This window comes from Bradyrhizobium sediminis, assembly GCF_018736085.1.
GTDB lineage: Bacteria > Pseudomonadota > Alphaproteobacteria > Rhizobiales > Xanthobacteraceae > Bradyrhizobium > Bradyrhizobium sediminis.
This window is the reverse complement of the sequence record NZ_CP076134.1, coordinates 41,535-54,775: the sequence shown is the minus strand read 5'-3', so window position 1 is coordinate 54,775 and position 13,241 is coordinate 41,535. Positions and strand designations below refer to the sequence as shown.

Here is a 13,241-nt window from a genome sequence, read left to right as displayed (position 1 = left end):
TCACCCGCTTTCGCGGGTGATGACGGTTGAGGGTGAGTGGAGCACTAAACGATGCAGGACCTGATGAAGGGCAAGCGCGGGCTGATCATGGGCGTCGCCAATGATCATTCGATTGCCTGGGGCATTGCCAAAGCGGTGGCGGCGCAGGGCGCCGAGCTTGCCTTTACCTTTCAGGGCGAGGCGCAAGCCAAGCGCGTCAAGCCGCTGGCGCAGTCGCTTGGCGTCGACACCGTGCTGCCTAGCGATGTCGAGGACATTGCCAGCGTCGATTCGGTCTTCGAGGCGTTGCGGGCGAAATGGGGACGGCTGGATTTTCTGGTTCACGCCATCGGCTTCTCGGACAAGAATGAGCTGAAGGGCCGCTACGCCGACACCAGCCGCGAGAATTTTTCGCGCACCATGCTGATCTCCTGCTTTTCGTTCACCGAGATTGCCAAGCGCGCCGCCGAGCTGATGCCGGAATCCGGCGGCAGCATGATCACGCTGACCTTCGGCGCCTCGATGCGGGCAATGCCGAACTACAACGTGATGGGCGTGGCGAAAGCCGCGCTGGAATCCTCCGTGCGCTATCTCGCTTTCGACTTCGGCGCACGCGGCATCCGCGTCAACGCGATTTCCGCCGGTCCGATCCGCACGCTCGCCGGCTCCGGCATTGGCGAGGCGCGCGCGATGTTTGGCTTTATGCAAAAGCATTCGCCGCTCGGCCGCGGCGTGACGCTGGATGAGCTTGGCGGCTCGGCGCTCTATTTGTTATCGGATCTGTCCGGTGGCGTCACCGGCGAAATTCACTACGTCGATTCCGGCTACAACATTGTCTTGATGCCGCGGCCGGACGAATTGAAGGCGGAATAGGGCTCTTACCCCGCCGCGACCTTCTCGGCACGCTGGAACGCCGGGCGCTCCACGCACCGCGCGATATAGGCGTCGAACGACGGCCGCGACGGCACCATCTTGAACAGCCGCACCGCGAAATTCAGCCCCGAGCCGATCATGATATCCGCGGCCGAGAAGGTTTCGCCGAGGATCCAGGGGCCCTTGGCGAGCGCGGCGTCGAGGACGTCGAAGACCTGCGCGGCGCTTCCCCACGCGGCGGTGCTGGTCGGCACGTCGATCTTGGTGAAGATCTGGATCAGCGCCGGCTCGATGCAAGCAGGCGAAAAGAACAGCCATTGCAGGTATTTCGCACGCAGCGGATCGGCCGGGCCGGGCGCCAGCCTGGTCTCGGGATAGCGGTCGGCGACATAGGCGCAGATCGCCGCGGCTTCCCCGAGCGCGGCCTCGCCGTCCTGCAGCGCCGGCACCTTGCCCATCGGGTTGATGGCGAGGAATTCGGGCGACTTCTGCGCGCCGGTCGTGATGTCGGTCAGCACCCGCTGATACGGCAGCCCGCTTTCCTCCAGCAGCCATATCCCGGAAAACGAACGCGAGCGCGGCGACCAATAGAGCTTTATCATCTGGCGTTTTCCTCTTTCTTCCATCGGTAATACTTCATCACGAAGCCGGTCATCGGTTCGACCGCTTCCTTTTCGAATACGAAACCCTCGCGCTCATACCAGCGCCACGCCTTTTCATTCTCGCGCACGCAGCGCAGCCAGATTTCGTCCGGCAGATGCTGGCGCGTGAATGCGAGCAGCCTCCGTCCGAGACCCCGGCCCTGATATTCCGGCGCCACGAATAGCTGGTCGAGATACCTGTCGGGCAGATGCAGCGCCAGCATGGCCGCAAGATGACCGTCATCGTCGACGACGAACAGGCTCCAGCCCTTCTCGATTTCCATCGGGATGCGCGCGCAATTGCGCCAGCAGAAAATTGCTGGCTTCCGCGAGCCCGGTCGAGACCCAGCTGTTCATCCAGACGCGACCGATCTCGTCATATTCGTCGGGGCGAGCGGGTCGGATGGTGGGCGTCGGCATTTCGATTGGACCGCTAGGGCTCTGGAATACTGGATCGCCCGCTTTCGTGGGCGATGACAGTTATTGCGGCGGAGAAGCGCCCGGTGCATTCAGGAAGGCGGCACTCACACCCCCAGCGTGCCGGCCTTCGCGGCGGCGTAGCGCTCGGCGATCTTGCTCCAGTTCACCGTGTTCCACCACGCCTTGAGGTAATCGGCGCGGCGGTTCTGGTAGTTGAGATAATAGGCGTGCTCCCAGACGTCGTTGCCCATCAGGACGCGCCTGCCGTCCATGATCGGGCTGTCCTGGTTCGGACGGGTCTCGATCGCGAGCTTGCCGTCCTTGGTGACGGTCACGAACACCCAGCCCGAGCCGAACTGGCGTCCGCCCGCGGCGTTGAAGTCGTTCTGGAATTTTTCCAGGCCGCCGAGGTCCTTATCGATCGCGGCCAGCACCTCGCCCTCCGGCTTGCCGCCATTCGGTCCCATGATCTCCCAGAACATGGTGTGGTTGGCGTGGCCGCCGAGGTTGTTACGAACAGCGAATTTGATGTCGTCGTTCAGGGCGTTCAGGTTGCCGAGCACGTCGGTAATGGCGCGGGTGCCGAGCTGCGGATTGGCCTTGGCGAGATTGTTGAGGTTGCCGACATAGGCGGCATGATGCCGGTCATGGTGGATTTCCATGGTCCTGGCGTCGATGTGGGGTTCGAATGCATTGAAGGCATAGCCGAGCGGCGGAACCGTGAAAGGTCCGGCCGCGGCGGGTGCTGCGGCTTGCGCGAATACCAGGCGCGGCATGGCCGCGACGGCGGCCGCGCCCGCGGCCGCACTGAAAAAACGACGGCGCGATAATGACGGCATGAAAACCTCCCTGGCGTGTGACGAGCCTTGCATCTTTCGATTCGGATGGATCGTAGCGGCACCGGCCCGAAACTTAAATGCGAATTCAAACCGGTCCTGGTTTCATTTTTGCCGGCCGGGGCGCTGCGGCGTAAACGCGCATGGCCGCATCCCGCGCGGCAAACAAAAAGGGCGGCTGAAAAGCCGCCCCTTCGTTACTCGCAATGGATGATCCGATCCTACTCGGCGGCGCTGACGCCCTCAGCCTTCTGCTTGGCCTCGAGGTCCTCGCCGGTCACCTGATCGACCGCCTTCATCGACAGACGCGTCTTGCCGCGGTCGTCGAAGCCGAGCAGCTTGACCTTGACCTTGTCGCCTTCCTTGACGACGTCGGAGGTCTTCTGCACGCGGCTGGCTGCGAGCTGGCTGATGTGGACGAGGCCGTCCTTGGCGCCGAAGAAGTTCACGAACGCGCCGAACTCCATCACCTTGACCACGGTGCCGTCATAGATCTGGCCGATCTCCGGATCGGAGGCGATCGACTTGATCCACTTGATCGCGGCCTTGATCGATTCGCCGTCGGCGGAAGCGACCTTTACGGTGCCGTCGTCGTCGATGTTGACCTTGGCGCCGGTCTTCTCGACGATCTCGCGGATCACCTTGCCGCCGGTGCCGATCACTTCACGGATCTTGTCGGTCGGGATCTTGAAGGTCTCGATGCGCGGTGCGTACTCGCCGAGTTCGGCGCGCGCAGCGGTCAGGGCCTTCGACATTTCGCCGAGGATGTGGATGCGTCCGTCCCTGGCCTGGCCGAGCGCGACCCTCATGATCTCCTCGGTGATGCCGGCGATCTTGATGTCCATCTGCAGCGAGGTGATGCCCGCTTCGGTGCCGGCCACCTTGAAGTCCATGTCGCCGAGATGATCCTCGTCACCGAGGATGTCGGACAGCACGGCGAAGCGCGAGCCTTCCAGAATGAGACCCATGGCGATGCCCGCCGTCGGCCGCTTCAGGGGAACGCCGGCATCCATCAGCGACAGCGAGGCGCCGCAGACCGACGCCATCGACGACGATCCGTTCGACTCGGTGATTTCCGAGACCACGCGCACCGTGTAGGGGAATTCGTGATGCGGCGGCAGCACGGGGTGGATCGCGCGCCAGGCAAGCTTGCCGTGGCCGATTTCACGCCGCTTGGTGCCGCCCATGCGCCCGGTTTCACCGACCGAGTAGGGAGGGAAGTTGTAGTGCAGCAGGAACTGCTCCTTGTAGGTCCCTGACAACGAGTCGATGTACTGCTCGTCCTCGCCGGTGCCGAGCGTGGTCACCACCATCGCCTGGGTTTCGCCGCGGGTGAACAGCGCCGAACCGTGGGCGCGGGGCAGCACGCCGACTTCGGCGACGATGTTGCGCACGGTCTTGGAATCGCGGCCGTCGATGCGCTTGCCGGTGTCGAGGATGTTCCAGCGAACGATCTTGGCCTCGAGCTCCTTGAACACGCCGGCGATGCGCAGCTTGTCGTATTTCGGCTCCTGGCCTTCGGGGAAGTAGTGGGCCATCACCTTTTCCTTGGCCTTGCCGACCGCGGCGTAGCGATCCTGCTTGACCGGAATGGCGTAGGCGGCGCGCAGATCGGTTTCGATCAGCCCCAGGATTTCCTTCTCCAGCACGCTCTCGTCGACGATCTTGACGTCGCGCGGCTCCTTGGCGGCCTTCTCGGCGAGCTCGATGATCGCGTTGACCACCGGCTGGAAATGCCGGTGTCCAAACATCACGGCGCCGAGCATGATATCTTCGTTGAGTTCCTTGGCTTCCGATTCCACCATCAGCACGGCGTCGGCGGTGCCGGCGACCACGAGGTCGAGCTGGGTTTCGACCATTTCGTCGAGCGTCGGGTTGAGCACGTATTCGTCGTTGATGAAGCCGACCCGGGCGGCGCCGATCGGACCCTTGAACGGCGCGCCGGAAATGGTCAGCGCCGCGGAGGCGGCAACCAGCGCCAGAATGTCGGGATCGTTCTCCATGTCATGCGAGAGCACGGTGACGATGACCTGGGTCTCGTTGCGCCAGCCGTCGACGAACAGAGGACGGATCGGGCGATCGATCAGGCGGGAGACCAGCGTCTCCTTCTCGGTCGGCCGGCCCTCGCGCTTGAAATAGCCGCCGGGAATGCGGCCCGCGGCGTAGGTCTTCTCGATGTAATCGACGGTCAGCGGCAGGAAGTCGACACCCTCTCGGGCCGTCTTCGCAGCGACGACGGTGGCGAGCACGACGGTCTCGCCATAGGTGGCGACGACGGCGCCGTCGGCCTGACGGGCGATCTTGCCGGTTTCAAGCCTGAGGGGACGGCCACCCCAGTCGATTTCGACTGAATGAATATTGAACATTTTATTCGTCTTTCATGGTTTCACGAAAGCACGGACGCCGAAACGAAAAGACCATGCGCAAGATTGCGGGACGCTGATCGCGAAAGCTTCGCGGCCCCAGCGCCCGGCGATCCTGCCATGGTCTTCATGTTTCGAATGGCGTCCATCCTTCCGATGGTACGGGCGTCTTACCCGTTATCGCCCAGCTGCCGGATTGCGACTGGACACGCCGCGCGGACATTTCAAGGTCCGCGCGCTTAGGCACATGATCTGATCGGAAAACCGGAACAGCGCTCTTCCGGACCATGTGAAAACGCGCGCGAGAGGCGCGCGTGAACTGTACTCAGCGGCGAATGTTGTGCTTTTCGAGCAGCGCCTTGTAACGCGCCTCGTCCTTCTTCTTGATGTAATCGAGAAGCGAACGGCGCGTCGACACGAGCTTCAAGAGGCCGCGCCGCGAATGGTTGTCCTTCACGTGGGTCTTGAAGTGCCCGGTGAGGTTATTGATGCGTTCCGACAGGATCGCGACCTGAACCTCGGGCGAGCCGGTGTCGCCGGCCTTGTTGGCATTCGTCTTGATGACTTCCGCTTTGCGTTCGGCGGTAATCGACATCGTCAAACTCTCTCATTGCTGCGAGCCGGACTGGCAGTCAGTCCGGTCAGGTTGAACACGCGCTTGGGGATGAGTTCGCCATTGCCAATTTCGGCGAGGGCCAGAAGCCGGCCTGCCACCGTGACATAGACTGTGCCGCTACAATTGGGCGCATCCCGTCCGCGCAACAAAACGGCCTGGCCCCTGTGGAGCCTTGCCGCATCAGCCCGTGTGACGGCCAGTGCCGGGATGTCGTCCAGCGCGGTCTCAACGGGCAAAAGCGCGTCGGCGAGGCTGCCCTCGCCAGACGCGGCTCTATCGCACAAAGCCTCCAACTGTTCCAGCGGAATCATGTCCGTTTCGCCGAACGGACCGACCAGGGTCCGCCGCAGAGCGCAGATATGGCCGTAACAGCCGAGGATCCGGCCGATATCACGGGCCAGCGCCCGCACATAGGTTCCCTTGCCGCATTCGGCCTCGAATACCGAATGAGCGCTATCCGGTTGTTCTACAAGGGTTAAATGGTGAATCTCGACCGGCCGCGACTTCAGTTCGACGGTCTCGCCGTCGCGGGCGAGGTCATAGGCGCGCTCGCCCTGGACCTTGATGGCGGAGTATTGCGGCGGGATCTGCTCGATCAGGCCGGTAAACTGCGGCAGCAGGTCCTGAATCGCCGCGGCGGAGGGCCTGAGATCGCTGGTCTGGGTCACCCGGCCCTCGGTATCGTCGGTGTCGCGTTCCTCGCCCCAGGCGACGGTAAATCGATAGCGCTTGCGGCCGTCCATCACGAACGGAACCGTCTTGGTGGCTTCCCCGAGCGCGATCGGCAGGCCGCCGGAGGCGAGCGGATCGAGCGTGCCGGCGTGGCCGGCGCGCTTGGCCTGGAACAGCCGCTTTACCACCGCGACCGCTTGCGTCGAGGTCATGCCGATCGGCTTGTCGAGCACCACCCAGCCGTGGACGTCGCGCTTGTCGCGCCGGTTGTTCTGGCGCGGCTGTTTGCCCGAGCGCGGGCGATTCTCGTCGCGCTGCGGAGCCGGAGAAATATTTTTTTCCGGCGCGTCCGAATCGCCGATTCCCGGCTCGATCACGCTGTTGGCGGAGGTCTCGATCATCAGCTCACTCTTCCGTGTCTTGCGAATCGGCTGCGAGGTCTCTTTGCACCGCAGGTGTTCGCAGTAATTTCTCTATTCGTTCCGCTTCGTCGAATCGTTCGTCAACGCGGAAGCGAAGATCAGGCGCAAATTTTAAGTTAACGCGGTGCGCGATCTCGCCGCGCAGGAACTTCTTGTTGCGCTCCAGCGCCGCGATCACGATTTCGGTGTCGCGTCCGCCGAGCGGCATCACGTAGATGGTCGCGAGCTTGAGGTCCGGCGACATCCGCACCTCGGGCACGGTGACGATGTGGCCTTCGAGGTCCGGATCATGCACGCTGCCCTGCGAAAGAATGTCCGCAACGGCGTGACGCACCACTTCGCCGACGCGCAACTGACGCTGCGAGCCGCCGGAGGCGGAGCTTTTCTTCTGGCGGTGACGAGGCATTGCGGTCTCTCGAAAACGATTCGCCATGGCCGGGATTGTCCCGGCCATTGACGTCCTTATTGCGGCTGAATTCCTGAAGACGTGGATGCCCGGCACATCCAGTGCGAAGACGCGCTTCGCACTTTTGGCCGGGCAGGACGTCGAACTACTTCATGATCCTTCTGACGAAGCCGTAAGGTTCAGACTTACAGGCTGCGCTGGATGGTTTCCACGCGGTAACACTCGATGACGTCGCCGACACGCATGTCGCCGTAATTCTCGAATGCCATGCCGCATTCCTGGCCGGACTGCACTTCCTTCACTTCATCCTTGAAGCGCTTCAAGGTCGACAGCTTGCCTTCATGCACGACGACGTTGTCGCGAATCAGGCGGACATTGGCGCCGCGTTCCACGGTGCCGTCGGTGACGCGGCAACCTGCGACCTTGCCGACCTTGGAGATGTTGAACACTTCCAGGATCTGGGCATTGCCGAGCATGGTTTCGCGCAGCGTCGGCGCCAGCAGGCCGGACATCGCCTTCTTCACGTCATCCACGAGGTCGTAGATGATGTTGTAGTAGCGGATCTCGATGCCGTTGCGCTTGGCGGCGGCGGCCGCTTCCTTGTTGGCGCGAACGCTGAAGCCGATGATGGCGGCATTGAAGCCTTCCGCCAGCGTCACGTCGGATTCCGAGATGCCGCCGACGCCGGCATGCAGGATGCGGGCGGCGACTTCATCGGTGCCGAGTTTCTCCAGCGAGCCGAGGATCGCTTCCAGCGAGCCCTGCACGTCGGCCTTGATGATGAGCGGAAAATCCTTGCGGCCCGAAGTCTTGAGCTGCGACATCATCTGTTCGAGCGAGCCGCGCATGCCGGAAATCGAGGCAGCCGCGTTCTCGCGCTTCTGATGCGCGCGGTAGCTCGTGATCTGACGGGCGCGGGCTTCGTTCTCGACGACGGCGAGGCGGTCGCCCGCTTCCGGCGGCCCGTTGAAGCCCAGCACTTCGACCGGCACCGACGGACCTGCCTCCTCGACAGTGTCGCCCTGATCGTTGATCAGCGCGCGGACGCGGCCCATCTCGGCGCCGGCGACGATGATGTCGCCCACGCGCAGGGTTCCGCGCTGCACCAGCACGGTCGCGACCGGACCGCGGCCGCGGTCGAGCTTGGCTTCGATCACGGTGCCTTCGGCGGGACGCGCGGCATTGGTCTTGAGGTCGAGCAATTCGGCCTGCAGCGCGATCATTTCCAAGAGCTTGTCGAGGTTGGTCTTGTTCTTGGCGGAGACCTCGACATCGACGACTTCGCCGCCGAGCGATTCGACCTGAACCTCGTGCTGCAGCAGCTCGGTGCGGACGCGTTCCGGCTTGGCGTCGGGCTTGTCGATCTTGTTGATCGCCACGATCATCGGAACCTTGGCCGCCTTGGCGTGATTGATCGCCTCGACGGTCTGCGGCATGACGCCGTCGTCGGCCGCGACCACCAGCACCACGATATCGGTGACCTTGGCGCCGCGCGCACGCATCGCGGTGAATGCGGCGTGGCCCGGGGTGTCGATGAAGGTGATCTTCTTGCCGCTTTCCGGCGAGGTCACCTGGTAGGCGCCGATATGCTGGGTGATGCCGCCGGCTTCGCCCGAAACCACATTGGCATGGCGAAGCGCGTCGAGCAGCGAGGTCTTGCCGTGGTCGACGTGGCCCATCACGGTCACCACAGGCGAACGCGGCTCAGTGTCGGTCGAATCGTCGACGATGTCGAACAGGCCTTCCTCGACGTCGGAGGCGGCCACGCGCTTGACGGTGTGGCCGAGTTCCTCGGCGATCAGCTGCGCGGTGTCGGCGTCGATCACGTCGGTGATCTTGTGCATCGCGCCCTGCTTCATCAGAAGCCGGATCACGTCGACCGCGCGTTCGGACATGCGGTTGGCGAGTTCCTGGATGTTGATGGCTTCCGGAATGACCACTTCGCGGACGAGCTTTTCCTTCGGCTCGTTCGAGGCATGGCCCTTCAGGCGCTGGGTGCGGCGGCGGAACGAGGCGATCGAACGCTCGCGCACGTCGTCGGCATTGAGTGCGGTGACCAGCGTCAGGCGGCCGCGCTGCTTCTGCGGCGCCGGCTTGGCGGTGGTCTTGGGCGCAGCGGCGGGGCGGACGGCGCCGCCGGGGCCGCGACGGATCTGGCGCGGACCTTCATCCTCGTCGGTGGCGTCGGCGGCGACACCGGGGGCGCGCGCGGGCGGCACTGCGGCGGTCTTGGCCGCGGCAGCCGCGGTCTTGGCCTCGGCTTCGCCAAAGCGGCGCTTGGCCTCGAGTTCGGCCTTGCGCTTGGCTTCTTCTTCCTGGCGGTGACGCTCTTCCTCGGCCTTGCGGCGGGCCTCGGCGGCTTCGCGCTCGGCCTGCTCGATGCCTTCCTTGCTGTTACGGCGCTTGGCTTCCTCTTCCGCCAGCCGCCGCTCTTCCATGTCACGGACTTTGGCGTCGGCCAGCGCGCTGGCGCGCGCGGAACGCTCGTCCTCGGTCAGGGTGCGCAGCACCACGCCACCGCCGCGCGGCGGAGCCGGCGGGGCGGCGGGACGGGCGAGCGGCGCGGGCTTGGCGGGCGCCGCCTTGGCCACGGCCGGCTCCGGCGCATGCGGCGCTTCGGTCGCTTCGCCACCGACCCGGCGCTTGCCGCGCTTCTCGACCACCACCTGTTTGGTCCGGCCATGGCTGAAGCTCTGGCGCACGGTGCCCGTCTCGACGCGCGGCTTGAGCGTCAAGGTCTTGGTCGGGACACTCAGTGTCTTGTCGCCAGGCGTTTTCGTATCAACCATTCAGCAGTCCTAATCTTGTTAAGTCGTGCGTGTCCGCACGGTCTGTTTCGGCGAATTCTTGGCCGCATTGCCGGCTGTCTTGTCGTCATCAGCCATCCGGTATCGGACCAGGGTCTGGCTGCGCGACAGGAACGTGTTGCTCGCCGGGCCCGCGAGCAGCGCAGCATGTATCACATTTGACCGGCCCAGTGCCAAATCCAATTGTTCGGAGGTCAGCGCTGCGACAACCGGGAATTCGTGCGATTCATCGTTAATCCCGGCATTTTGCCTGGCGACGGCGTCCAATTTGCGGATTCCGTCGGCCGCGCCGTCCGAAGCATGGATCAGGGCTTTGACCGAATCCGTGGCCTGCCGCGATTTGAGGGCGTCCTCAACCTTGCCGAAGCCGGAAACGACCTGGCCGGCCTTGGCAGCCATGGCGAGCGCTTCGATCACGCCGCGCACCAGCAGGGCCTCGGTATCGGCCGCGAGCGCCGGGGCAACGCGGACGTCGCGCTTGAAGCCCTTGCTGAAATGGTTACGCCGGACGGCTTCCGCAACCGTCTGACGCGAAGCCGAAACCCAAAGCCCCCGGCCGGGGAGCTTGCGCTTCAGATCCGGGACCACCCAGCCCTCGGGGGAGACGACGAACCGGATCAGTTCGTCGATCGGCCGCACCTCGCGGCTGACCGCGCACATCCGCGTCGTCGCGGACCTGTTGGTCCGCGGTCCGTCGTCGAGATCGGGGTCAGCGACAGCAAGCATGCGAGCGACATCTCTCCGTTCATCTGCGCGTGTTCGGTGCGCAAAACCGGTGTCCATTGTTGCGGAACACGCGCGTCAAACCGGCTGGTCTGCGGTGGCTTCGGTCTCGTCGGTCTTCTTGGCGAGATCGGCCTCGGTGATCCAGCCGGCGATGACGCGCGCCTGCATGATCATGTTCTCCGCATCGTCGCGCGAGATTTCGTTGGCATCGAGAATGCCCGGATGCTTGGTCGGCTCGCCGCCTTCCTTGCGTTCGGTCCAGCCCACCAGATCGTCGGTGGCGCAACCGGCGAGGTCCTCGACGGTCTTGATGTCGTTCTCGCCGAACTTCACCAGCATCTTCGATGTCACGCCGGGCACCGTCTTCAGAGCGTCTTCCACACCAAGTTCCTTACGTTTGTTTTCGAGCTCGCCTTCGAGCTGTTCCAGATATTCGCGGGCCCGGCTCTGCAGCTCGTTGGCGGTTTCGTCGTCGAAGCCTTCGATGCCGGCCAGTTCCTTGACGTCGACCAGCGCCAGTTCCTCCACCGAGGTGAAACCTTCGGACGCCAGCAATTGGCCGACCACTTCGTCGACGTTCAGGGCTTCCATGAAGACGCGCGTGGAGTTCTCGAAATCGGCCTGGCGGCGCTCGGATTCTTCCTGTTCGGTCAGGATGTCGATGTCCCAGCCGGTCAGCTGCGAGGCCAGACGCACGTTCTGTCCGCGCCGGCCGATCGCCAGCGACAGCTGGTTATTGGTGTCGGGCACCACGACCTCGATCCGCTCGCGGTCCTCGTCGATCACGACCTTGGCGACTTCGGCGGGCGCCAGCGCGTTGACGACGAAGGTCGCGATGTCGGGCGACCACGGGATGATGTCGATCTTTTCGCCCTGCAGTTCATTGACCACGGCCTGCACGCGCGAGCCGCGCATGCCGACGCAGGCGCCGACCGGATCGACGGAGGAATCCCGCGAAATCACCCCGATTTTCGCGCGCGAGCCGGGATCGCGGGCCACCGCCTTGATCTCGACGATGCCGTCATAGATTTCCGGCACTTCCTGCGCGAACAGCTTCGCCATGAACTGCGGGTGGGTGCGGGAGAGGAAGATCTGCGGTCCGCGGGTTTCGCGGCGGACGTCGAAAATATAGGCGCGGACGCGGTCGCCGTTGCGGAATACCTCGCGCGGCAGCATTTCGTCGCGGCGGATGATGGCTTCGCCGCGGCCGAGATCGACGATGACGCTGCCATATTCGACGCGCTTGACGATGCCGTTGACGATATCGCCGATGCGATCCTTGAATTCCTGATACTGCCGGTCGCGCTCGGCCTCGCGCACCTTCTGCACGATCACCTGCTTGGCGGATTGTGCGGCGATGCGGCCATATTCCAGCGGCGGCAGGGTGTCGGCGATGGTGTCGCCGACCTGCGCGCCCGGATTGGCGCGTTGTGCGTCTATCAGCGAGATCTGGTTCGCCGAATTCTCGACCTGGTCGACCACCAGCATATGGCGCGACAGCCGCAACTCGCCCTTCTTGGCGTCGATCTCGGCGTGGACGTCGGTCTCGCTGCCGTAGCGGGCCCGCGCCGCCTTGGCGATGGCGTCTTCCATCGCCGCGATCACGATGCCGCGGTCGATCGACTTTTCGCGGGCAACCGCGTCTGCGATCTGCAGCAGTTCGAGTTTGTTGGCGCTGACAGCTGCCATGGCTCAGTCTCCTTCAGTGGGATCGATTTCGCCGCCGGGCAATCCTTGCGCGGCGAGGCGGTGTTTCTTGGTATTCGTCGGAACGGGCTTCTTCGGTTTCGGCTTCGGCTTGTTGCTTTTCGCAGGGTCGCTTTTCTTCGCGTGCGGCGGCGGCGGTGGCGCCAGTCCGAGATTCTGCTTGAGCTCGCGTTCCGCGGCCTTGCCGCGCCGCATCGATTCCGCGATCAGTTCGTCGGTCAGCACCAGCCGCGCGTCGGCGATGTCTTCCATGACCAGCAAGATCTCGGCATCTTCGTCCGCACGTATGTCATCGCGATGTAGCCGCACCGCATCGCCCTCGACGCCCTCGAGCGTGCCGCGAAACCGCTTGCGGCCGGCATGCGCGACCGCCATCTCGATCTTGACGAGATGACCGGCATAGCGCTCGAAGTCGGAGCGGCGCACCAGCGGCCGGTCGATGCCGGGCGACGAAATCTCCAGCCGGTAGGCCCGGTCGATCGGGTCGGCGACATCCAGCACCGGGGACAGCGCCCGCGAAATCGCCTCGCAATCCTCGATCAGCATGGTTCCGTCGGGCCGTTCCGCCATGATCTGGACCGTACAGCCGGATTCCCCTGATATCTTGATCCGCACCAGCCGGTAGCCCATCCCCTGCAACACCGGGCCGGCCACCGCCGACACCCGTGCCGCCGCGCCCGGCTCGACCACGAGGCGCGGCTCGGCAAGCAGATCGGCATCCACGGAACCAGCAGTCGGATCGGTCATGTCCAAGGTCAAAATCTGTTTACTTG

Annotated in this window: 11 protein-coding genes and 1 pseudogene; 1 reads left to right on the top strand and 11 read right to left on the bottom strand. The window is 64.1% G+C overall.

From position 1 onward, the window contains the following. Positions 1 to 51: 51 nt before the first annotated feature. A complete protein-coding gene (gene fabI, locus KMZ29_RS00250) occupies positions 52 to 852 on the top strand; it encodes an enoyl-ACP reductase FabI (protein ID WP_215621967.1) in 801 nt (266 codons plus the stop codon). Between the two features lie 5 nt (positions 853 to 857). Here the strand turns inward: fabI and KMZ29_RS00245 are convergent, their stop codons facing one another. From KMZ29_RS00245 to rimP, 11 genes and pseudogenes are all read right to left on the bottom strand, one after another. Then, entirely contained in the window at positions 858 to 1,454 is a 597-nt protein-coding gene (locus KMZ29_RS00245) for a glutathione S-transferase family protein (RefSeq protein WP_215621966.1), read from the bottom strand. Then, a pseudogene (locus tag KMZ29_RS00240) lies at positions 1,451 to 1,913 on the bottom strand (GNAT family N-acetyltransferase). The gene KMZ29_RS00245 and the pseudogene KMZ29_RS00240 overlap by 4 nt, the downstream one beginning before the upstream one ends. A gap of 104 nt (positions 1,914 to 2,017) precedes the next feature. Further along, positions 2,018 to 2,752, bottom strand: coding sequence for a superoxide dismutase (locus tag KMZ29_RS00235; RefSeq protein ID WP_215621965.1), 735 nt, complete (start codon positions 2,750 to 2,752; stop codon positions 2,018 to 2,020). Positions 2,753 to 2,970: 218 nt separating this feature from the next. Next, positions 2,971 to 5,115 (bottom strand): polyribonucleotide nucleotidyltransferase, encoded by a 2,145-nt coding sequence (gene pnp, locus KMZ29_RS00230; RefSeq protein WP_215621964.1) that lies wholly within the window; start codon positions 5,113 to 5,115, stop codon positions 2,971 to 2,973. Positions 5,116 to 5,437: 322 nt separating this feature from the next. Continuing rightward, entirely contained in the window at positions 5,438 to 5,707 is a 270-nt protein-coding gene (gene rpsO / locus KMZ29_RS00225; protein WP_079540211.1) for a 30S ribosomal protein S15, read from the bottom strand. Between the two features lie 2 nt (positions 5,708 to 5,709). Continuing rightward, positions 5,710 to 6,801 carry a tRNA pseudouridine(55) synthase TruB gene (gene truB / locus KMZ29_RS00220; RefSeq protein ID WP_215621963.1) on the bottom strand — a complete coding sequence of 364 codons (1,092 nt, stop codon included), beginning with the start codon at positions 6,799 to 6,801 and terminating at the stop codon, positions 5,710 to 5,712. A 4-nt stretch (positions 6,802 to 6,805) separates the two neighbouring features. Next, positions 6,806 to 7,228, bottom strand: coding sequence for a 30S ribosome-binding factor RbfA (rbfA, locus tag KMZ29_RS00215; RefSeq protein ID WP_215624076.1), 423 nt, complete (start codon positions 7,226 to 7,228; stop codon positions 6,806 to 6,808). Positions 7,229 to 7,413: 185 nt separating this feature from the next. Then, positions 7,414 to 10,017: a translation initiation factor IF-2 gene (gene infB, locus KMZ29_RS00210; RefSeq protein WP_215621962.1), complete on the bottom strand. Its 2,604-nt coding sequence runs from the start codon at positions 10,015 to 10,017 to the stop codon at positions 7,414 to 7,416. A gap of 18 nt (positions 10,018 to 10,035) precedes the next feature. Next, on the bottom strand, positions 10,036 to 10,761 hold the full coding sequence (locus KMZ29_RS00205; RefSeq protein ID WP_215624075.1) for an RNA-binding protein: 726 nt from the start codon (positions 10,759 to 10,761) through the stop codon (positions 10,036 to 10,038). Between the two features lie 75 nt (positions 10,762 to 10,836). After that, positions 10,837 to 12,450: a transcription termination factor NusA gene (gene nusA / locus KMZ29_RS00200; RefSeq protein ID WP_215621961.1), complete on the bottom strand. Its 1,614-nt coding sequence runs from the start codon at positions 12,448 to 12,450 to the stop codon at positions 10,837 to 10,839. 3 nt (positions 12,451 to 12,453) lie between these two features. Next, positions 12,454 to 13,215, bottom strand: a complete 762-nt coding sequence (gene rimP / locus KMZ29_RS00195) for a ribosome maturation factor RimP (RefSeq protein WP_215621960.1) — start codon at positions 13,213 to 13,215, stop codon at positions 12,454 to 12,456. Between the last annotated feature and the right edge of the window lie 26 nt (positions 13,216 to 13,241).